This is a genomic window from Akkermansia muciniphila (assembly GCF_040616545.1).
GTDB lineage: Bacteria > Verrucomicrobiota > Verrucomicrobiia > Verrucomicrobiales > Akkermansiaceae > Akkermansia > Akkermansia muciniphila_E.
In genome coordinates this window covers 1,398,331-1,420,673 of the sequence record NZ_CP156688.1, presented here as the reverse complement: position 1 = coordinate 1,420,673, position 22,343 = coordinate 1,398,331, and the positions used below count along the sequence as shown (strand labels likewise).

Here is a 22,343-nt window from a genome sequence, read left to right as displayed (position 1 = left end):
ATACATTGAACAAGACAACACCAGCATCTTTAACAACACTATGTTTCAAGACCAATCTTCCAAATCAGGCCCCGTGAACGCCTACTACGTCCCCATGGTGGTGGAGCAGGACGGCCGCGGCGAACGCGCCTTTGACATCTACTCCCGCCTCCTGAAGGACCGCGTCATCTTCATCGGCTCCGCCATTGACGATGATGTGGCGAACTCCGTCATCGCCCAGCTTCTGTTCCTCCAGATGGCCGATCCGAAAAAGGACATTCACATCTACATCAACTCCCCCGGCGGCTCCGTCACCGCGGGCCTGGCGATTTACGACACGATGCAGTTCGTTTCCTGCGACGTGAACACGTACTGCCTGGGCATCGCCGCCTCCATGGGCTCCGTCCTGCTGGCCGCGGGCACGCCCGGCAAGCGGTTCTGCCTGCCGAACTCCCATGTGATGATCCACCAGGTTTCCGGCGGCGCCCAGGGCACCGCCTCCGACGTGGAACGCACCATCGGCTTCATGTTCAACCTCAAAAAGCGCCTCAACGGCATTCTGGCCAAGCACACCGGAAAAACGGAAAAGCAGATTGAAAAGGATGCCGACCGCGACAACTACATGACCGCTGAGGAAGCCGCCGCCTACGGCCTGGTGGACAAGGTGCTGACCCATCATTCCGAGAGCCAGGACGACAAAAAGAAGGGCAAGGCCTAAGCCTCCCCCGGCGTATTTCTCTCTATCTGCAAAACCATGTCCGGTTCCAGCCCCCATATTCCTGCCTGTTCCTGCTGCGGCAAGCCCGGGAACAAGGTGGACAAGCTCATCCAGATTGCGGAAGACTTCTACATCTGCAACAATTGCGTTGAAATTTGCGTCAACATGATTGTGAAGGATACCGGCCTTCCGCTGGCAACCCGTTTCATCCAGGGCATCCTGAACATGGAGCCCTCCGCCTATGCCATGTGCCAGGCGGAGGCCCGCAAGGCCGCAGCCGCGGACATGCTCAAGGACACCGCCGGCGGGACAGCCGCCTACGAAGGCCCACTGCCCACGCCGGAAGAAATGTGCGCCACGCTCAACCAGTACGTCATTGGCCAGGATTACGCCAAAAAAGTGCTCTCCGTAGCCGTGTACAACCACTACATGCGCCTGCGCCAGAGCGCCGTGATGCTGGAAGACGAATCCCTGGACGACGTGGAAATTGAAAAGTCCAACATTCTGCTGGCCGGCCCCACCGGCTCCGGAAAAACCCTGCTGGCAAAAACGCTGGCAAAAATGCTCAACGTCCCCTTCTGCATTGTGGACGCCACCACGCTGACGGAAGCCGGCTACGTGGGGGAAGACGTGGAAAACATCATCCTGCGCCTTCTCCAGGCCGCCAACTTTGACGTGGCCAAGGCGGAACAGGGCATCATCTATGTGGATGAAATCGACAAAATAGGCCGCAAGACCCAGAATGTCTCCGTCACGCGGGACGTCTCCGGGGAAGGCGTGCAGCAGGCCCTGCTGAAAATCATTGAAGGCACCATCTGCAACGTTCCGCCCACCGGGGGCCGCAAGCACCCGCAGCAGGAATACATCCGCGTCAACACGGAAAAAATCCTCTTCATCGTGGGGGGGGCCTTCGTCGGACTGGAAGACATCATCCGCAAACGTCTCGGCTCCGCCCAGATGGGCTTCGGCGCCATCACGGAACAGCGCGACCGCAAGGAATACTCGGAAGAGGAAATCCTGGCCCAGGCCATGCCGGAAGACCTCTTCTCCTTCGGCATGATTCCGGAACTCGTGGGGCGCCTGCCTATCTTCTGCCCGCTTGCCAAGCTGGATGAAGGCCAGCTTGTGCGCCTGCTTACGGAACCCAAAAACGCCCTGGTCAAGCAATACTCCAAGCTGCTCGCCATGTACGGCGCCAGGCTGGACGTGAAACCGGACGCCCTGAAAGCCATGGCCGCGGAAGCCATGGAACGCGGCACTGGCGCCCGCGCCCTGCGCTCCATCTTTGAAACCCTCATGCTGGACGTCATGTACAAGGTGCCCAGCATGGATGATGCGGACTCCGTCACCATCACCAGGGAAACGGTTACTGACAAAAAACCGGCGCAAATCCGCCAGGCCTCCTAACTCCACCCGCTCCGCCATGCCGGAATCCCTCACCGTTCTGGGAATAGAATCCTCCTGTGACGAAACGGCAGTAGCCATCCTGCGTTCCGCCGGAGAGGAGGAAGCGCCGGAAATACTCTCCTCCATCATCTCCTCCCAGATCTCCATTCACCGCCGCCACGGCGGCGTGGTGCCGGAGCTGGCTTCCCGCAACCACTCGGCGGACCTTCCCGGCGTCATCCGGGCCGCATGCCGGGAGGCCGGCCTCGCCCCGGCGGACATTGACGTCTTCGGCGCCACGGGAGGCCCCGGACTGGTAGCCGCCCTGCTGGTGGGCAACAGCACGGCCAAGGCGCTGGCGCTGGCGACGGGCAGGCCCTTCGTCTCCGTCAACCATCTGGAAGGCCACCTCCTCTCCCCCTTCGTCAAACGTCCCGGAGGCCCCGTGCCCCATCTGGGCATGGTCGTCTCCGGCGGGCACACCCTTTTTGTGGACGTCCGCGGCGTGGGGGACTACCGCCTGCTGGGCCGTTCCCTGGACGACGCCGCGGGGGAAGCCTTTGACAAGGTAGGAAAAATGCTCGGCCTTCCGTACCCCGGCGGTCCGGAAATAGACCGCATGGCGGCGGGAGGAGACCCGGAGGCCTTCTCCTTCCCCCGCGCCCTGATGAAGGAGCACACGGCCAACGTCTCCTTCTCCGGCTTGAAAACCGCCGTCCTCTACACGCTCCCCAAACTGACGGAAAGCGGCAACCCGCATGACCTGCCGGAGCAAACCCTGCGGGATATATGTGCCTCCTTCCAGCGTGCCGTAACAGACGTTCTGATTCACAAGGCGCTGCATGCCCTGTGCGTCTCCGGCCACCGCACCCTTTCCGTTTCCGGCGGCGTCTCCTGCAACGGGGAGCTGCGTACCCGGCTGAAGGCCGCCTGCGCCCGTGAAAAGGTGGAACTGGTGCTGCCGGACTTCGACCTGACGACGGACAATGCCGCCATGATCGCCTATGTCACCTGCCTCAAAGCACGCAGGGGATTGTTCCACTCTCTGGATGAAGACGTTGACCCCAATCTCAAATTGACGGAAGATCTGAACAGATCTAAATATTCAACGCATTCCTGATAAAGATATTATACATGAACACCCCGTATTTGCGGCATAAAGATAAAAAAATGTTCATGTTTTCATTGACATCCGACATTAAAAAACGTAACCTAGCGTCCGCTTTTCGTCAGGCAACACGGGAGGATGCTATTTATCCGCTAGAACCGCAGGTTTGGGCGGATTTACAACTCTCTAAGAGCAGCGAAAGGCGGAAGAAGTCTATGCTTCTGTAGCTCAGGGGTAGAGCGCATCCTTGGTAAGGATGAGGTCGCGGGTTCAATTCCCGCCAGAAGCTCCATCTTCAAGCTAGACCCATAGCAGCCCAAACCTAAACAAAACATTATGGCTAAAGAGCAATTCCAGCGCAACAAGCCCCACGTGAACGTGGGCACCATCGGTCACGTTGACCACGGCAAAACCTCCCTTACCGCCGCCATTACTTCAGTGCTCGCTAAGAAGGGTTTCGCCGAAGCACGCGGCTATGACCAGATCGACGCCGCTCCCGAAGAACGCGAACGCGGCATTACCATCTCCACGGCCCACGTTGAATACGAAACGGAAAACCGTCACTATGCCCACGTTGACTGCCCCGGCCACGCCGACTATGTGAAGAACATGATCACCGGCGCTGCTCAGATGGACGGCGCCATCCTCGTGGTTGCCGCCTCCGACGGCCCGATGCCGCAGACCCGCGAACACATCCTCCTTGCCCGCCAGGTGGGCGTCCCCGCCATCGTCGTTTACATGAACAAGTGCGACCTGGTTGACGATCCCGACCTCATCGAACTCGTGGAAATGGAAATCCGCGAACTCCTCAACGAATACGAATTCCCGGGCGACGACACCCCCATCATCAAGGGTTCCGCCGTTAAGGCTCTGGAAGGCGACACCGCCGCTGAAGACTCCATCATGGAACTCATGGCCGCTGTTGACTCCTACATCCCGCAGCCTGAACGCCCCGTTGACCAGCCCTTCCTCATGCCTGTGGAAGACGTATTCTCCATCTCCGGCCGCGGCACCGTGGCTACCGGACGTATCGAACGCGGTATCGTCAAGAAGATGGAAGAAGTGGAAATCATCGGCATCAAGGATACCCAGAAGACCGCCGTTACGGACATTGAAATGTTCCGCAAGCTGCTTGACGAAGGTCAGGCCGGTGACAACGTTGGCCTGCTCCTCCGCGGCCTGAAGAAGGAAGACATTGAACGCGGCCAGGTGATCATCAAGCCCGGCACCGTGAAGCCCCACAAGAACTTCAAGGCTGAAGTTTACGTCCTGACCAAGGAAGAAGGCGGCCGTCACACCCCGTTCTTCAACAACTACCGCCCGCAGTTCTACTTCCGCACGACGGACGTGACCGGTTGCTGCACCCTTCCCGAAGGCGTGGAAATGGTGATGCCTGGTGACAACGTCAACCTGGAAGTTCAGCTCATCACTCCGATCGCCATGGAAAAGGCCATGCGATTCGCTATCCGCGAAGGCGGCCGCACCGTTGGTGCCGGTCGTGTGAGCGAAATCCTTGACTAAGTTCCCCCCGGGAACTTGTAGAGGAATCTACATCAGGTTTAATGAGGGGGTCTCCCCGGAGGCCCCCTCATTTCCCACGAAAGAAGAGACTTCAACAGGTCAGTAGTTCAATTGGTAGAGCGTTGGTCTCCAAAACCAAATGTTGGGGGTTCGAGTCCCTCCTGACCTGCCACTTCTTTCCAAATACATCACCCCACCTTGAAGCATGTTTCGCAAGATTTCTCAATTCATCGCCGAAGTTAAGGGCGAACTTAAGAAGACCACCTGGCCCTGGGAAAGCGACCCCAAGGTGAAAGGTTTTAAAAAATTCCGCGAACTCTGGGGTTCTACTCTCGTCGTACTGATTGCCATGGTCTTCCTTGGCGCGTTTGTTGCATCGTTCGACATCTTTCTTCACAGCGTGGTCAACTACCTCATTCAGTTGGCTATCTAGTTTTACTCCCACTTTCTTTCTCCGATCATGCCCAGTACCCCAGAGCCTCACGAACAATGGTATGTTCTTCACGTCCTCTCCGGACAGGAAAACAGCGTTCGTGACCGCATCATCCGCAAGGCAAAGGACGCCGAACTTTCCGACTTCATCTACCGCGTTGAAGTCCCCACGGAACTCATCTCCGAAGTGCGCAACGGCAAAAAGACGGAACGCCACAGCAAACTCTTCCCCGGCTACGTCTATGCCAACATGTACCTGCTGGAAGCGGACGGCACCCTGAACAAGGACCTCTGGTACTTCATCCAGCAGATTGACGGCGTCATCAGCATCGCCGGTTCCCGCAACGCCCCCCTCCCCATGCGCAAACGCGAGGTGGAAGACCTTCTGCCCCTGCTGGACGCGGAAGCCGTAGCCGCCCGCCCCAAGGTGGAATTCGCTGTCGGCGATCCCGTGCGCGTCTGCGAAGGCCCATTCCAGAGCCAGGAAGGCACCATCGAAGAAATCGACCCCGAAAAAGGCAAGCTGCGCGTCAGCGTCTCCATCTTTGGCCGCGCTACCCCGGTGGACCTGGAATACTGGCAGGTTGAAAAAGCCTGAGCCGCCCCATCCGGAAAACCGCAGGCTTCTCCCGTTCATTTTCTCCGCTAACAAAGCAAAACCATGGCAAAAGAAATAACCAAAATCATTAAGCTCCAGATTAATGCCGGAGCTGCTAACCCCTCCCCGCCCGTGGGTCCGGCACTTGGTCAGGCCGGTGTAAACATCATGGCATTCTGCAAGGAGTTCAACGCCGCCACGCAAAAGCAGGCCGGCGACCTCCTGCCGACCGTCATCACGGTTTACAAGGACAAGTCATTCTCTTTCATCACCAAGCAGCCCCCGGGCAGCGTGCTCCTCAAGAAAGCCGCCGGCATTCCTTCCGGCTCCGGCGAACCGAACAAAAAGAAGGTCGCCACTCTTTCCAAGGCCAAGCTGATGGAAGTCGTCAACACCAAACTCCCGGACCTCAACACGAAGGACCCCGAACGCGCCGCCCGCATCCTTGCCGGCCAGGCCCGCCAGATGGGCATCGAAGTTGAAGGTATGTAACACTCACCGCAGGAGGATTAACCAATCCGAACGCACTGCCAAATACACACATGTCTACCAAACGCAGCAAGCGATATCAAGAAGCAGCCAAGCTTGTTACCCCTAACAAGAACTACAGCATCACGGAAGCCGTGGAAACCATGAAGTCTTTCCCGGCCCCGAAATTTGACCCGACTGTCACCGTTTCCTTCCACCTGACCGTGGACCCCCGCAAATCTGACCAGATGGTCCGCGGCAGCGTCTCCCTGCCCAACGGCACGGGTAAGAATGTCCGCGTCCTCGTCTTCGCCCAGGGTGATGCCGCCAAGGCCGCCCAGGAAGCCGGAGCGGAATTCGTGGGCTTTGAAGACCTGATCAAGAAGGTCCAGGACGGTTTCGTTGACTTTGACACGGCCATTGCCACCCCCGACGCCATGACGGAGGTCCGCAAGGTTGCCCGTGTACTGGGTCCGCGCGGCCTGATGCCCAACCCGAAAACCGGCACCGTTACGGATGATACGGCCAAGGCCGTGAAGGAAGTGAAAGCCGGCCGCGTTGACTACAAGGTTGACAAGAACGCCAACATCTCCGCCGCTGTAGGCAAGCTGTCCTTCTCCAACGAAGGCATCACTGAAAATATCGCTGCCCTGATTGATTCCGTCGTCAAGGCCCGCCCGGCTTCCGCCAAGGGCGCCTACATCGAATCCGTCACCGTTTCATGCGCCATGTGCCCCGGTCTCCCGGTTGACACCGCTTCCATCGCCAAACTGTAACCCGAACCGATTTAGCACATCATGAATCCTGACAAGCGTATCATCATTGACGACCTGACCGCCCGCGTCAACGCCTCCCCGTTCCTGATCGTCGTGGACTACACCTCGATCACCGTGCCTGAGTTCACCAACCTGCGTTCCGCACTGGCCGCCTGCGGCGCCCAATGCCACGTAGCCAAGAACAACTTCATGCGTACGGCCCTGACGGACGCCGGCCTTCCCGACATCGGTGAACACCTCGTCGGCCAGACCGCCTTCGTGACCGGCGCGTCTGACGTGGCTGCCGCCGCCAAGGCCATCAACACCTTCGCCAAGGCCTCCAAGAAGGCTGAATACAAGGTGGCGATCCTGGACGGCGACGTCCTCTCCGCGGACCAGATCCGCGCCATCGGTGAACTGCCCCCCCGCGATCAGCTGCTGGCCAAGCTCCTTGGCACCATCAATGCGGCCGGTTCCGCTCTTGCCCGAGTTATTCAGGCATATGTGGACAAAGAAAACGGCGGCAGCGAAGAACCCGCCGCCTAATACTAACCCCTTGACCGGACGGCCCGGTTGCACTCTAGCCAAATGTGTGAAAACCGGGCCTGACTCTCCTACAGGTTCCTTGTCGGAACTCCAGCCGGAGAACTGAAATGCCAAGTTGGCTCTTGGCGCGACTCGAAACCAAACTAGAAAACAATACAATGGCTGATATTAACAAAATCGCTGAAGAACTCGGTACCCTCACCATCCTGGAAGCTGCCGACCTCGTCAAGCTCCTGGAAGAAAAGTGGGGCGTTTCCGCCGCTGCTCCCGTAGCCGCCGCTGCCGCCGCCGCTCCTGCCGAAGCTGAAGAAGAAAAGACCGAATTCAACGTCGTCCTGACGGAAGCCGGCGCCAACAAGATCGCCGTGATTAAGGCCGTCCGCGAAGTGAAGACCGGTCTCGGCCTGGTGGACGCCAAGAAACTGGTTGAAGGCACCCCCGCCGTCATCCTGGAAGCCGTCTCCAAGGACGAAGCTAACGCCGCCAAGGCCAAGCTCGAAGAAGCTGGCGCCAAGGTTGACGTCAAGTAAGCTTTTTACTTCCCGCGCAACAGGAGAAAACCCGTTTTTCTCCTGTTGCGCTTCCTCGTCTTCACATCCCGCGTGACCGACTAGAGGCTTTTTACCCGTCAAAACGCTTCCAGTCGGTTCCGTCTCCCAAGGAAGGAACCAATCAGCCCAGCATCCGGGTTTTTCAGGATGCAAACCCATAACATCTCCGCCACAGCAGCCCATGTCAAAGCGACTCTACTTCGGGAATATCAAGGAAGTCATCGAACCTCCGAACCTTATTGAGATTCAACTTCAATCATACTTCGATTTTCTACAACAGGACACCCCGGCCGCGGCCAGGAAAAACATCGGGTTACACGGCGTTCTGAAGGAAATCTTTCCTATCAAGAGCTATGACGAAAACATTGAGCTCGACTTCGTCTCCTACGACATCGAACAGCCGAAGATGAGCGATTACGAGGCTATCCGCGCCGGGGAAACCTACAGCGCCGCCCTCCAGGTCACCTTCAAGCTCAAGTCCGACAACGAATCCAAGGAAGAAACGGTCTACATGGGAGAACTCCCCATGATGACCAACCGCGGCACCTTTGTGATCAATGGCGCCGAACGCGTGATCGTGTCCCAGCTCCACCGTTCCCCGGGCATCTGCTTTGAAAGCGCCCAGCACCTGAACGGCAAGCTCCTCCACTCCTTCCGCATCATTCCGGACCGCGGCTCCTGGCTGGAAGTCCAGTTTGACACCAACGACCTCCTCTACGTCTACCTTGACCGCCGCCGCCGCCGCCGCAAGTTCCTTGCGACGACGTTCATGCGTTATCTGGGCTTCAAGACGGACCGCGACATCGTCAGCCAGTTCTATGATATCCGCACGCTTCCCCTGAGCGAAGACATGACGGAGGAAGACCTGCACAACCTCGTGGCCGTGGACACCATCAAGGACAAGGACCTGGTCCTCGCCAAGGCCTTTGAACAGCTCAACATGGGCGTGGTGCGCCAGCTCCTCCAGTTCGGCATCAAGGAAATTGACGTCATTGACCAGACTGAAGACGACGTGCTGATCAAGACCCTGAAGAAGGACCCCGCCCATGACGAGGAATCCGCCCTCAAGGAAATCTACAAGCGCCTCCGTCCCGGCGACCCCGCCACGGCCGCCCAGGCCCGCACCCTGCTCAAGAGGCTCTTTGACGATCCCAAGAAGTACGACCTCACCCGCGTGGGCCGCTACAAGATCAACCAGAAGCTCGGGCTGGACACCAGCCTGGACCAGCGCCTGATGACTGCGGACGACTTCCTGGCCGCCCTCAAGTACCTCCTGCGCCTCAAGAAGGGCGAAGGCATGGTGGACGACATTGACCACCTGGGCAGCCGCCGCGTGCGCGCCGTCGGCGAACTCATGGCCAACCAGTGCCGCGTGGGCCTCGCCCGCACGGAACGCCTGGTGAAGGAACGCATGACCCTCATTGACCAGAACATTGAAGGCGTGACGCCCAGCAAGCTCATCAACCCGAAGGCCCTCAGCGCCGTCGTGCGCGACTTCTTCGGCCGCTCCCAGCTCTCCCAGTTCATGGACCAGATCAACCCCCTTGCGGAACTGACGCACAAGCGCCGCCTTTCCGCCCTGGGGCCCGGCGGCCTGAACCGCGACCGTGCTGGCTTCGAAGTGCGAGACGTGCATCCCTCCCACTACGGCCGCATCTGCCCGATTGAAACCCCTGAAGGTCCCAACATCGGTCTGATCAACTCCATGTGCACTTACGCCCGCATCAATGAATTCGGATTCATTGAAACGCCCTACCGCAAGGTGGAAAACGGCAGGGTCACCAACACCATCGAATACGTCACCGCCGACCAGGAGGAAGGCTACCTCATCGCCCAGGCCAACAACCCGCTGGACGAACAAGGCAACTTCACCACCTCCCGCGTGACCGCCCGTGAAAAGGGCGAGTTCATTGAAGTGGACCCCGCTGACGTGCACTACATGGACGTGTCTCCCAAGCAGCTCGTCTCCATCGCCGCAGGCCTCATTCCCTTCCTGGAACACGATGACGCCAACCGCGCCCTCATGGGTTCCAACATGCAGCGCCAGGGCGTGCCTCTCATGGTGGCGGAATCCCCGTACGTGGGGACCGGCATTGAAGGCAAGTGCGCCAGGGACTCCCGTTCCGTCGTTCTGGCGGAAGCGGACGGCGTAGTAGCCGCCGCCTCGGCGGAAGTCATCATCACGACGAAGGACGGGGAACTGCCCGTACGTCCGGAAGTGTTCCTGTCCGATCCGGACAGCGTGCGCACGGACCGCGACAACGGCGTTTACGTCTATCCCCTGCGCAAGTTCATGCGTTCCAACGCCGGAACCTGCATCAACCAGCGTCCGATCGTGCGCCGCGGCGAGAAGATCAAGACCGGCGACGTGCTGGCCGACGGCCCGAACACGGACCAGGGCGAACTGGCCCTCGGCCGCAACGTGCTGGTGGCATATATGCCGTGGAACGGCTACAACTTCGAAGACGCCATCGTCATCTCCGAAAAGACCGTAAAGGAAGACACCTTCACCTCCATCCACATCTCCGAGTTTGAAGTGCAGGCCCGCGACACCAAGCTGGGCCCGGAAGAAATCACCCGCGACATTCCGAACGCCGGTGACGAAGCCCTGAAAAACCTGGACCATGACGGCGTCATCCGCATCGGCGCGGAAGTGAAGCCCGGCGACATCCTCGTGGGCAAGATCACTCCCAAGTCTGAAACGGAACTGGCTCCGGAAGAACGCCTCCTGCGCGCCATCTTCGGTGAAAAGGCTGCGGAAGTGAAAGACACCTCCCTCCGCGTTCCCTCCGGCTGCACCGGCATCGTGATGGATGTGCGCATCTCTTCCACGGGCTCCGGCCACCACCGCGGCGACCTCGTGGTGGACAGCGCGGAAAAGAAGAAGCAGTTCAAGAAGATCAATGACGAGCACAAGAAGAAGAAGGAACAGCTTATTGACCAACTGACCAAGAAGCTTTCCGACATTCTTCTGGGCGAAAAAATCCCGCTGGACGTGGTCAACGAACAGACCGGTGAAATCATCATCCCGGCCAACCGCAAGATCACCAAGACCCTGCTGCGCAAGCTGGCCCTGGTGCATGACCACATCGAAATCGAACCCAGCCCGATCCGCAACAAGATTCTGGAAATCATCACCTCCTTTGAAGGCCGCTTCACGGAACTGGATGACGAACGTGAGCACAGGCTGGACCAGATGGAATCCGGTGACGAATCCGAACCCGGCGGACTGAAGGAAGTCAAGGTGTACATCGCCGCCAAGCGCAAGCTCGGCGTGGGCGACAAGATGGCCGGCCGCCACGGCAACAAGGGCGTGGTAGCCAAGATCGTTCCTGAACAGGACATGCCCTTCCTCGCGGACGGCACTCCGGTGGACATCGTTCTGAACCCCCTGGGCGTGCCTTCCCGAATGAACGTGGGGCAGGTGCTTGAAGCCCACCTCGGCATCGCCGCCAGGGCCCTCGGCTTCAAGGTGGCCACCCCGGTGTTCGACGGCATCAGTGAAGACACCATCTGGAACTACATGTCCGAAGCCAAGAAAGTGGACGGCTTCACCTGGATCGGCGACGGCAAGGACGGCACCGTGGGCGGCAAGAGCACCCTCTATGACGGCCTGACCGGCGAACCCTTCCACAACCCGGTAGTGGTAGGCCAGACCTACATGCTCAAGCTGAACCACCTGGTGGCGGACAAGATTCACGCCCGCGCCGTGGGTCCGTACAGCCTGGTCACGCAGCAGCCCCTGGGCGGCAAGGCCCAGTACGGCGGCCAGCGTTTCGGGGAAATGGAAGTGTGGGCGCTGGAAGCCTATGGCGCCGCCTACACCCTCCAGGAACTCCTCACCGTGAAGTCTGACGACGTGCAGGGCCGCACCCGCATTTACGAATCCATCGTGAAGGGGGACAACACCCTGGAAGCCGGAACTCCGGAATCCTTCAACGTTCTGATGAAGGAAATGCAGTCCCTGGGCCTGAACGTGCGCCCCGGCAGCAAGGATGACCAACCCTCCCTGCAGCTTGGCGATACGGACCTCACCCCCGTGGACGGCATGACGGAAGGCTTTGACAGCGACGACATGGCCGGCCTGGCGGACGTCGACTTCTCCGACCTTAAATTCTAAACATCCACCGTATTCCACTCCCGTGCCGCAAGACGCGGGAGTGGGCATCAAACATTCTTCAAAACTTTTATTATATGTCTGATACCCCCACCATCAGGGAAATGCACGGTCTGAGCGACAAACCCCGGACCTTTGACCAGGTTGCCATCACCGTGGCGGACCCGGATACCATCCGCAGCTGGTCCTTCGGTGAAGTCGTCAACCCGGAAACCATCAACTACCGCACGTTCAAGCCGGAAAAAGGCGGCTTGTTCTGCGAACGCATCTTCGGGCCCACCCGTGACATGGAGTGCGCCTGCGGCAAGTACAAGCGCATCAAGCACAAGGGCATCACCTGTGACCGCTGCGGCGTGGAAGTAACCAACGCGCGCGTCCGCCGTGAACGCATGGGCCACATTGAACTGGCCGTTCCGGTCTCCCACATCTGGTTTTACAAGTGCATGCCCAGCCGCATCGGCCTCATGCTTGACATGACCGCCCGCCATCTGGAACGCGTGATCTACTATGAAGACTACATCGTGGTAGACCCCGGCAGCACTCCCCTGGAAAAGGGAGCCATCCTGACGGAAGAAGAATTCCGCAATGCGGAAGACGAATACGGCTATGACAGCTTTGAAGCCGGCATGGGCGCGGAAGCCATCCAGAAGATGCTTTCCTCCATTGACCTGGCCTCCCTCGTCACGGACCTGCAGGAACAGCTGGACAACACCAACTCCAAGCAGAACAAGCGCAAGATCGCCAAGCGCCTGAAGCTGGCCCAGGGCTTCCTTCAGTCCAACACACGCCCGGAATGGATGATCCTGAACGTGCTGCCCGTGATTCCCCCGGACCTGCGCCCGCTGGTTCCGCTGGAAGGCGGCCGCTTCGCCACGTCTGACCTGAATGACCTGTACCGCCGCGTCATCAACCGCAACAACCGCTTGAAGACCCTCCTGAGCCTCAAGACTCCGGAAGTCATCATCCGCAATGAAAAGCGCATGCTTCAGGAAGCCGTGGACGCCCTGTTCGATAACGGCCGCCATGGCCGCGCCGTCACGGGCGCCGGCAACCGCCCCCTCAAATCCCTCTCCGACATGCTGAAGGGCAAGGGAGGCCGTTTCCGCCAGAACCTGCTCGGCAAGCGCGTGGACTACTCCGGCCGTTCCGTCATCGTGATCGGCCCGGAACTGAAGCTCAACCAGTGCGGCCTTCCCAAGAAGATGGCCCTTATCCTGTTTGAACCCTTCATCATCCACCGCCTGAAGGAGCTGGGCTACGTGCACACCGTGCGTTCCGCCAAAAAGCTCATTGACCGCAAGACGCCGGAAGTGTGGGACATCCTGGAAGAAGTCACCAAGGGCCATCCGGTGATGCTCAACCGTGCCCCCACCCTGCACCGCCTCTCCATCCAGGCCTTTGAACCGGTCCTGATTGAAGGCTCCGCCATCCGTCTGCACCCGCTCGTCTGTAACGCGTATAACGCTGACTTCGACGGTGACCAGATGGCCGTGCACGTGCCGCTGTCCGTAGAAGCCCAGATGGAAGCCCGTCAGCTCATGCTGGCGCCCAACAACATCTTCTCCCCGGCCTCCGGCAAACCCATAGCCACGCCTACGCAGGATATTATTCTGGGCGCGTACTTCCTGACGCACACCCGTGCAGCGGAAGTGCAGAACAACCAAGACAACCATCATCACCTCCCCCTCTTCGAATCCATCGATGAAGTGGAATACGCCATTGCCGCCCGCAAGATCGGCTACCATGACTGGATCCGCCTGCACAACCCGGACTACGGCAAAAAGCCTTCCGACGTCGTATACGGGGACGTGACCAAGAAAGTCCTTGTCACCACCGCCGGACGCGTCCGCTTCAATGAAATCTGGCCCCGGGAACTCGGTTACATCAACCGCAACGTGGGCAAGAAGCAGATGGGTGACATCATCTGGCGCTGCTACCAGACCGTGGGCAAGGAACGTACCGTGAAGACCCTGGACTCCCTGAAAAACCTGGGCTTCAAGGAAGCTACCCGTTCCGGCTGCTCCATCGGCATTGTGGACATGGTCGTTCCGTCCCAGAAAAAGACGGAAATCGAGAAGGCTTATGCGGAACTGGACAAGGTGACCCGCCAGTACAAGAACGGCATCATCACGGACGGTGAACGCTACCAGAAGGTGGTGGACATCTGGACCCAGACCACGGACGTGATCCAGGCGGCCCTGTACCGCAAGCTGGAACACAACGAAGGCTCCAAGATGGCCAGCCCGCTCTTCATGATGGTGGACTCCGGCGCCCGAGGCAACAAGGCGCAGATCAAGCAGCTCTCCGGCATGCGCGGCCTGATGGCCAAGCCCAGCGGTGAAATTATTGAACAGCCCATTACGGCCAACTTCCGTGAAGGCCTGTCCGTGCTGGAATACTTCATCTCCACCCACGGCGCCCGCAAGGGTCTGGCAGACACCGCCCTGAAGACGGCTGACTCCGGCTACATGACCCGCAAGCTGGTGGACGTGGCCCAGGACGTCATCGTCCATGCGGAAGACTGCGGCACCAGCAACGGCATCACCGTTCATGCCATATATGACGGTGATGAAGAAGTGGCGTCCCTGGCCTCCCGCATCTATGGCCGTACCTCCTGCGAACGCATTGTTGACCCCGTCAACGGTGAAATCATCGTGGACATCAACGACCTCATCAATGAAAAGCAGGCGGAGCAACTGGAAAAGATCGGCATTGAACAGCTGAAGATCCGTTCCGTGCTTACCTGCGAACTCAAGAAGGGCTGCTGCGCCAAGTGCTACGGCCTGAACCTGGCCACCGGCCAGGAAGTGAAGATCGGGGAAGCGGTCGGCATCATCGCCGCCCAGTCCATTGGTGAACCCGGCACGCAGCTTACCATGCGTACGTTCCACGTGGGCGGCACCGCCACCACGGCGTTCAAGCAGCCCATCGTGAAAGCGAAGAACGACGGCCGCGTCATCTACACGGAAGACCTCCGCACGGTGGAAAACGCAGACGGCAACTTCGTCGTCCTGAACAAGAACTGCTCCGTCCGCATTGAAAACGAACAGGGCCGCGAACTGGAATCCTACCAGCCCGTCATCGGTACCATCCTGTACGTTCCCAACGGCGGCGCCATCAAGAAGGATGAGACTCTGGCCACCTGGGACCCGTACAACGTACCCGTCATCGCTGAAAAGGGCGGTGTGGTCGAATTCAAGGACATGATCGTCGGCATCACCGTCTCCAAGGAAACGGACCGTGAAACCGGCACCTCCTCCCTCGTCGTGATGGAACACAAGCAGGAACTTCACCCGCAGGTCGTCATCCGTGACGCCAAGACCCGTGAAGTCCTGGCCCACCACGCCATTCCCGCAGGCGCCAACCTCACCGTGGAAGACGGAGAAAACATCTCCGCCGGCACGATGGTGGCCAAGACGCCCCGCAAGGTGGCCAAGACGAAGGACATCACCGGCGGTCTGCCCCGAGTGGCGGAACTGTTTGAAGCCCGCAAGCCCAAGGACGCCTGCACCATTGCACGCGTGGAAGGCATTGTGCGCCTCAGCAGCAAGAACACCTCCCGCGGCAAGAAGGTCATCACCATTGAAACCCCCACGGGTGAACTGGTGGACCACCTGGTGCCGATGAACAAGCACGTCATCGTTCACGAAGACGACCATGTGCATCTGGGCGACCAGCTTACGGAAGGCCCCGTTTCTCCGGAAGAAATCCTGGACGTCTGCGGCAAGGACAGCCTGCAGGAACACCTCGTCAACGAGGTGCAGGAAGTCTACCGCCTCCAGGGGGTGGAAATCAATGACAAGCACGTGGAAATCATCGTGCGCCAGATGCTCCGCAAGGTAGTCATCACGGAACCCGGCAACACCGAATTCCTGTGGGGCGACCAGGTGGACAAAACCACCTTTGACCGCATTAACGAACAGACCGTAGCCCAGGGCGGCCAGCCTGCCGCCGCCAAGCCCGTTCTGCTCGGCATCACGAAGGCCTCTCTGGAAACGGAATCCTTCATCTCCGCCGCATCCTTCCAGGATACCACGCGCGTGCTGACGGAAGCCTCCACCCTCGGCAAGACTGACATGCTGGAAGGCTTCAAGGAAAACGTCATCATGGGCCACCTCATCCCTGCCGGTACCGGGTTCCCCCTGTACAGCAAGATTGAAGTGGAGCCCGCGGAAGGCGCGGAAGAAATCGCTCTGGCCGGGGAAGATGAGGAAGCGGCCGAGTTTGCCGAAGACGTATTGAACGATACCATCAACTTCGACAACGAGCGCTAAGCCGTTCCCGGCAACACCTCAACCTGCGGGGCCTTCATTCAGAAGGCCCCGCATTTTTTATGCCCGGGGAAAAGCAGCCGCACCGGGTTTCCAGGCCGGGCGCCTTTCTTTCATCTTCCTCCGGAACAAAACCTCCGTATGAATGAACATTCCATTTCCCTCCATTCCCAGCCCCGGAAAGGGACGGAACTGCGGCACCGCACGATCGTCCTGCCTGGCGGGGGACACGGGGTCCAGGCCCTTTTTCCATATAACCGATGGGGCCCACGCGGAACTTACCGCTACATCTGATAAAAGCTCTCCTTTTTTAGAAAAAACGCGGTTGCTTGAAAATAGATAAAGATGCAAGATTTTTACATAGAATGCCTTGCATTCCTATCTAACCAAAAATAGAGTCTTCACCGGATTAGCAATCCGTTATGAATGAAAAACGGAGTATGGATTTCCATCCTTCTAGAGGAACTCCGCAGACCCCTGCCGCATCTGAAATACAGACGCCCGTCAGGGCATACTGTCTTTCAGGTAATAAAGTAAGCTTTCGTTCAATTTCACGACCGACTATTGCAGAAGCCTGCGAAGCTCCCTGGGATGGTCTGGCGGTTACGGAAAGTTCACGATCACAGGAAAACGCCTTTGATATATGCAACGCCGTTTAACACAAATTCCTTGTTCTTAGAATTGGAACTTGACTCCGGATTGCTAATCCGCAAATGTAAGTACCGATTCTCACTCCAAAAAGATATGAAGAAAACACTCTGCACCATTTTTCTTGGCGTGGCGGCGCTGGTAGCTTCGGCCTCCGCGGCCACTATCCAGCTGATGCCTGAAATCAGCGGTATTACCGGGAAAGGTCTCAGTACTGCCGGCCGTCTTCCCGGCAATGGAATTACATCGGCCGATGTCAAAAACTGGCTGGGCAGCAGTTCCGTAACTGACGGATGGTATTCTACCACGGGCAACGGAGACATGCAGTGGGGCAAGGCCTCCGTGAACGTAGACAACCAGACAATCACCCTTCCCAATATGAACGGCACCCAGGGCGTGTGCGCCGGCCTGAAAATGACCATTGACAACATGCAGGCCTATGACAGCCTGACCTTCAGCTTCAGCCTTACGCCTCCCGGCACCGGCCCCACCTTCACGTATTCCCTGTGGTATGAAACCGCAGATGGCGACATCGTGAATCTTTGCCAGGGAACCAGAGGCAACAATGCTTCCGTATGGAATGTTTCTTATGACCTGACGGATGAACAGATGTCCGCTTTGAAGACGAACGGCAATGGAAAGATTTACGCTGTTCTGGGCAGTGCCGGGGGTTCGAACGGCAACAACGCCACAATCAGTGACATTTCCCTGGAAGGCACGCTGGCCGTCGTCCCGGAACCGGCTGCGGCATCCCTGGGATTGCTGGGGCTGGCCGCGCTGTTGATGCGCCGCCGCAGGGCCTGACGCATTCTCCGTGCTTCCTAAAAAGGCTGTTTCTTCCACGGGAGGAACAGCCTTTTTATTCGTGCACGCTTCCCCTTTCCTGATAAGCTGTGCCCATGTCCCCTCTGGATTTTAAAAAAGAAGAAAAGCGCTTCTATCTCCCTCCTTCACACCCCGTGCTGGCGGACATCCCGGAAATGAACTTTTTCATGGTGGAGGGAGAGGGAGACCCCAATGACCCGGCAGGAGCTTACCAGCACGCCGTGGAACTGCTGTACGCCTTGTCCTATGCCGTGCGCATGGGAGGCAAAAAAAAGACTTTCCCCATTCCGGATTACCATGAATACGTCGTCCCGCCGCTGGAAAGCCTGTGGTGGAACGGCGAAGCCGCCACGCCTGCAGCCAAAAAGGATTTCCGGTGGTTATCCATGATCCGCCAGCCCGGCTTCGTCACGCAGGAGACCCTGTCTTATGCACAGGAGCAGGTCGCCAGAAAAAAAACTCACCTGAATACGGAAGCCACCCGCCTGGGCTCCCTGCGGGAAGGCCTCTGCGTGCAGTGCCTGCACACAGGCCCCTATGACGACGAACCGGCCACGCTGGCGCGCATGCACGCTTTCATGGAACAGGAGGCGCTCCTTCCGGACACGGAGGGCGCGCGCACCCACCATGAGATTTACCTGTCCGATCCCCGGAAAACTCCGCCGGAACGCCTGAAGACTGTTCTCCGCGTTCCGGTAAGGAATCGTTAAGCTTCCGTTCCGGGAGGCCTTATTCGTTATCCATGAAGTACGCCTGCAGAATGCAGATGATATGCAGGACAATGGGAACGAGAGCGAAGACGAACCAGTACAGGAGGCCGTAGGCTGCGCCCACCACCAGGAACCAGATGATGGCCTGGACGAAGTGGCCCTTGTACAACTGGCCGAGGCCGGGAACGAATAAACTTAAAATGGCTGCTAAAAAGGATTTCATATGCTGACAAAGTAAAAGTGGCTGCACGGAGAAGGACTCGCGTGCCTGCACCAGTTAAGAGCCTCCCCTTCCCCTCCACGTTCAATCTACCGGTTCCGCCCCTGTCATGAATGACGGTTTTTCCGGAACGGAGAAAACGGGAGCGGCGCGGCCTGCCGGCAAGGAACGGCGGGCAGTCATGCTCCGGTCTTGACCGCCGCACGGGCTGTGTTACCCTCCCCGCGCACAGGGCACTCACGTTTTAGAAGGGTAGAGACCACCATGTCCATTGAACTGACTCGCAATTTCTCCATCATCGCTCACATTGACCACGGAAAGACCACCCTTTCCGACCGGTTGCTGGAAAAGACGAATACCATTTCCGAACGGGAAAAGCAGGATCAGCTTCTGGACGCCATGGATCTGGAACGGGAAAAGGGCATCACCATCAAGTCCCACCCCGTTACCATCTTTTACAAGGCCAAGGATGGAAAAACCTACAAGCTCAACCTGCTGGATACGCCCGGCCACGTGGACTTCTCCTATGAAGTGTCCCGTTCCCTGGCCGCGTGTGAAGGCGCCCTCCTCATCGTAGACGCGGCCCAGGGCGTGGAGGCCCAGACGCTCGCCAACATGCACCTGGCGATGGACCTGAACCTGGCCATCATCCCCGTCATCAACAAGATTGACCTTCCCAGCGCCAACCTGCCCAACGTATACCGCCAGTTGGAGGACATCGTCTGCATCCCCCATGAGGAGGCCATCCACGCTTCCGCCAAGATGGGCATTGGCATTGACGACATTCTGGAAGCCGTCGTCCAGCGCATCCCTCCCCCCAAGACGCAGGAAGACGGCCTCCTGCGCGCCCTGGTATTTGACTCCGTTTATGACGCCTACCGCGGCGTGGTCTCTTATGTGCGCGTCATTTCCGGCAGCGTTCAGCGCGGCATGAAGGTGAAGCTCTTCGCCACGGATGAAGTGTATGAAGTTAAGGAAGTGGGCATTTTCACCCCCAAGATGACCCGGACGGACTCCCTGGAAGCCGGCGACGTGGGCTACATCATCGCCAACATGAAATCCGCGGCGGACGTCAAGATCGGTGATACCTACACGGACTACATGCGCCCGTGCCCCTCTCCCCTGCCCGGCTTCAAGGAAATCCGCCCCATGGTCTTTTCCGGCATTTATCCGGTGGACTCCTCGGACTTTGAAGCCCTGAAGGCCGCCATGGCCAAGCTCCAGATCAACGACGCCGCCTTCTCCTTCCAGGCGGAATCCTCCGTGGCCCTGGGCTTCGGGTTCCGCTGCGGCTTCCTGGGCCTGCTCCACATGGAAATCATCCAGGAGCGCCTGCGCCGGGAATTCAACATGGACATCATTTCCACGTACCCCTCCGTGATTTACGAGGTCACCAAGACCAACGGGGAGGAAATCAATGTGGACAACCCCAGCCTGCTTCCGGAGCAGCAGGAAATTCAGGAAATCCGGGAACCCATTGTCAAGGTGTTCGTCATGCTCCCCGGGGAATACATCGGAGACATCATGCAGCTGGTCCTGGAAAAGCGCGGCAGCGTGACCAATACGGAAACGATTGACGATACGCGCGTGATGCTTACCTGTACCGTGCCTCTGGCGGAAATTCTGGTGGATTTCAACGACAAGCTCAAATCCATGACCCGCGGCTACGGCTCCATGGACTATGAGTACGCCGGCTACCAGGCGGCCAAGCTTATCAAGATGGATATGCTCATTGCCGGGGAACCGGTGGACGCCTTCTCCATGATCGTCCACCAGGACAAGGCAGCCTCCCGTGGCCGCGAACTGGCGGAACGACTGAAAAACGTCATTCCCCGCCAGCTTTTCACCGTAGCCATCCAGGCCTGCATTGGCGGCAAGATCATTGCCCGTGAAAGCATCTCCCCCATGCGCAAGGACGTGACGGCCAAATGCTACGGCGGTGACGTCACGCGCAAGCGCAAGCTTTTGGAAAAGCAGAAGGAAGGCAAGAAGCGCATGAAGGCCATCGGGAAAATCAACATCCCGCAGGAAGCTTTTATCAAGGTGCTGAAAACGGGGGACTGATTCCCGCATCCCACGCTCTCCCTTCCCCGGGAAGAAGGGCCGGAGACTGCAAATTCCCGGTTGCGAACCGCTCCCGGTTATGCTATCAGATCAGGCATGAGTCTCCCCAGGCTATCCATGCTTCTGTTTGTCTCCGCCGCCCTGTGCTCCTGCGTGGGGACCTCTCCGGAATCAGGGAAACCGAAGGTGAAAAAAAGCCTTTCGGAATACATGCAGGACAATATGGCCAACTCCATCGCCAACGTTCCGACCGGATTGCTGGGCACCACGCCGGGCCAGCAGCAGGCCCACCAGCTCACCGCCTCCACGCAGGAGGAGATGACCAGGACGGACAGCGGCGCCGTCTACTATACGGACGCGCATGACCCGGAAGCCCCCATCCCCGGACTGGATGAAGCCTTCGCCCAGCGCAAGGAGAACGAACGCTGGATCCAGAGCTACCCCTCTGCCCTCCGGGAAGCCCAAAGCACCGGAAAACCCATCCTGATCTGGTTCCACCATTCCGCAGGCAGCCCCCCCAGCCGGAAGCTGGCGGCGGAACTTCTCCATACGAAGGAATTTGAGGACTGGGCAAAAAACAACGTCGTCCGGGTCTGTTATGACCAGGCGGAAAAGTTTGAAAGCGAACCCATTTTCAAAAAGCGCAGAAAAATGCTGGAATATGTGCAAAAGGCCCCTTCCCTGTTTGGCGTAAGGGGTACGCCCGTGCTGCTGGTCATGTCTCCTGATGGAACCAAGGTGGACACCATACGCGGTTATTATACGGGCCAGAACGCCCTTTACTTTGACCAGATCAAAAACAGCGTCAAACTGGCCGGGCAGCAATATGAGGAATTCAAGAAGACTCTCATACCCAAGGGATACCGAGTCTGGACGGGACTTAACGGGAACACTGTCTTCGCCAAGCTTTCACGCTACTCGGAGAAAGACCAAGCCCTCTGGCTCCAGGAACTGGATGGCCACCAGAGCAGGACGTCCCTGCAAAAAATCAGCCCTCAGGACAGGAAATGGCTTCTGGAACAGAAGAAGGCCCATGAAAACAGCAGAAGGAACGGGCGCCACGCTCCCTGAGGCGCCCGGCCCTTTTTCCCATCCGTACAGGAATGCCGCAACCTGAGGAATTCCGGCATTTCAGCGTTATCCTCCGCCACGCCATCCGGCGTGCAGGGAGGCATCCCCGCTGCCGGAATCTGCCGTCATGCCTTTCATTCGGGCCCGGGCCTCCTCCCCTCCTGCCGCTCCGGCGGAAGAGGGCTCTTTTTCCCGCTTCCCGGCATTACTCCTATTTTTGTATTGAAATATAAAACTGATGTTTTATTTTTCCTAAAACTCTCTTCTGTCAGTTTTTTCTTTCGGGACTGTGGTCTTTTTCCTCTCCGGAGACAATTTCCTTCCGGACAAATCACCGCTCCTGTTCAACCATTCA

At 58.4% G+C, this 22,343-nt stretch carries 17 protein-coding genes and 2 tRNA genes; 18 read left to right on the top strand and 1 reads right to left on the bottom strand.

Features of this window, described 5'->3' with window-relative positions:
* Positions 1-40: 40 nt before the first annotated feature.
* The 16 genes from ABGM91_RS05840 to ABGM91_RS05765 all read left to right on the top strand — a co-directional run bounded on the left by ABGM91_RS05840 (position 41) and on the right by ABGM91_RS05765 (position 18,633).
* Positions 41-697 carry an ATP-dependent Clp protease proteolytic subunit gene (locus ABGM91_RS05840; protein WP_290566011.1) on the top strand — a complete coding sequence of 219 codons (657 nt, stop codon included), beginning with the start codon at positions 41-43 and terminating at the stop codon, positions 695-697.
* A 36-nt stretch (positions 698-733) separates the two neighbouring features.
* On the top strand, positions 734-2,104 hold the full coding sequence (clpX, locus tag ABGM91_RS05835; protein WP_354834574.1) for an ATP-dependent Clp protease ATP-binding subunit ClpX: 1,371 nt from the start codon (positions 734-736) through the stop codon (positions 2,102-2,104).
* 16 nt (positions 2,105-2,120) lie between these two features.
* On the top strand, positions 2,121-3,203 hold the full coding sequence (tsaD, locus tag ABGM91_RS05830) for a tRNA (adenosine(37)-N6)-threonylcarbamoyltransferase complex transferase subunit TsaD (RefSeq protein WP_354834571.1): 1,083 nt from the start codon (positions 2,121-2,123) through the stop codon (positions 3,201-3,203).
* A gap of 205 nt (positions 3,204-3,408) precedes the next feature.
* Positions 3,409-3,483: transfer RNA gene (locus ABGM91_RS05825), tRNA-Thr, on the top strand.
* Positions 3,484-3,527: 44 nt separating this feature from the next.
* Positions 3,528-4,712, top strand: a complete 1,185-nt coding sequence (gene tuf, locus ABGM91_RS05820) for an elongation factor Tu (protein ID WP_354834568.1) — start codon at positions 3,528-3,530, stop codon at positions 4,710-4,712.
* Between the two features lie 96 nt (positions 4,713-4,808).
* A tRNA-Trp gene (locus ABGM91_RS05815) sits at positions 4,809-4,884 on the top strand.
* A 33-nt stretch (positions 4,885-4,917) separates the two neighbouring features.
* Entirely contained in the window at positions 4,918-5,145 is a 228-nt protein-coding gene (locus ABGM91_RS05810) for a preprotein translocase subunit SecE (RefSeq protein ID WP_012420088.1), read from the top strand.
* A gap of 27 nt (positions 5,146-5,172) precedes the next feature.
* Entirely contained in the window at positions 5,173-5,742 is a 570-nt protein-coding gene (gene nusG / locus ABGM91_RS05805) for a transcription termination/antitermination protein NusG (protein ID WP_012420087.1), read from the top strand.
* Positions 5,743-5,805: 63 nt separating this feature from the next.
* Complete coding sequence (gene rplK / locus ABGM91_RS05800; RefSeq protein WP_102715177.1) at positions 5,806-6,234, top strand: 50S ribosomal protein L11; 429 nt, start codon at positions 5,806-5,808, stop codon at positions 6,232-6,234.
* 50 nt (positions 6,235-6,284) lie between these two features.
* On the top strand, positions 6,285-6,986 hold the full coding sequence (gene rplA / locus ABGM91_RS05795; RefSeq protein ID WP_102715175.1) for a 50S ribosomal protein L1: 702 nt from the start codon (positions 6,285-6,287) through the stop codon (positions 6,984-6,986).
* Positions 6,987-7,007: 21 nt separating this feature from the next.
* Positions 7,008-7,511, top strand: a complete 504-nt coding sequence (gene rplJ, locus ABGM91_RS05790; RefSeq protein WP_102715173.1) for a 50S ribosomal protein L10 — start codon at positions 7,008-7,010, stop codon at positions 7,509-7,511.
* A gap of 158 nt (positions 7,512-7,669) precedes the next feature.
* Positions 7,670-8,041, top strand: a complete 372-nt coding sequence (gene rplL / locus ABGM91_RS05785; protein ID WP_022396951.1) for a 50S ribosomal protein L7/L12 — start codon at positions 7,670-7,672, stop codon at positions 8,039-8,041.
* A 202-nt stretch (positions 8,042-8,243) separates the two neighbouring features.
* Positions 8,244-12,182 (top strand): DNA-directed RNA polymerase subunit beta, encoded by a 3,939-nt coding sequence (gene rpoB, locus ABGM91_RS05780; protein ID WP_290566015.1) that lies wholly within the window; start codon positions 8,244-8,246, stop codon positions 12,180-12,182.
* Positions 12,183-12,256: 74 nt separating this feature from the next.
* On the top strand, positions 12,257-16,453 hold the full coding sequence (gene rpoC, locus ABGM91_RS05775; RefSeq protein WP_354834560.1) for a DNA-directed RNA polymerase subunit beta': 4,197 nt from the start codon (positions 12,257-12,259) through the stop codon (positions 16,451-16,453).
* Between the two features lie 741 nt (positions 16,454-17,194).
* On the top strand, positions 17,195-17,902 hold the full coding sequence (locus tag ABGM91_RS05770; protein WP_354834557.1) for a hypothetical protein: 708 nt from the start codon (positions 17,195-17,197) through the stop codon (positions 17,900-17,902).
* A 95-nt stretch (positions 17,903-17,997) separates the two neighbouring features.
* A complete protein-coding gene (locus tag ABGM91_RS05765) occupies positions 17,998-18,633 on the top strand; it encodes a GyrI-like domain-containing protein (RefSeq protein WP_354834554.1) in 636 nt (211 codons plus the stop codon).
* Positions 18,634-18,652: 19 nt separating this feature from the next.
* Here the strand turns inward: ABGM91_RS05765 and ABGM91_RS05760 are convergent, their stop codons facing one another.
* Positions 18,653-18,856 (bottom strand): hypothetical protein, encoded by a 204-nt coding sequence (locus ABGM91_RS05760; protein WP_215429429.1) that lies wholly within the window; start codon positions 18,854-18,856, stop codon positions 18,653-18,655.
* 261 nt (positions 18,857-19,117) lie between these two features.
* Here ABGM91_RS05760 and lepA point away from each other — a divergent pair, with 261 nt between their 5' ends.
* Both lepA and ABGM91_RS05750 read left to right on the top strand, forming a co-directional pair.
* Positions 19,118-20,917 carry a translation elongation factor 4 gene (gene lepA, locus ABGM91_RS05755; protein ID WP_215429436.1) on the top strand — a complete coding sequence of 600 codons (1,800 nt, stop codon included), beginning with the start codon at positions 19,118-19,120 and terminating at the stop codon, positions 20,915-20,917.
* 96 nt (positions 20,918-21,013) lie between these two features.
* Positions 21,014-21,988 (top strand): thioredoxin family protein, encoded by a 975-nt coding sequence (locus tag ABGM91_RS05750; protein WP_354834550.1) that lies wholly within the window; start codon positions 21,014-21,016, stop codon positions 21,986-21,988.
* The last annotated feature ends 355 nt before the right edge of the window (positions 21,989-22,343 follow it).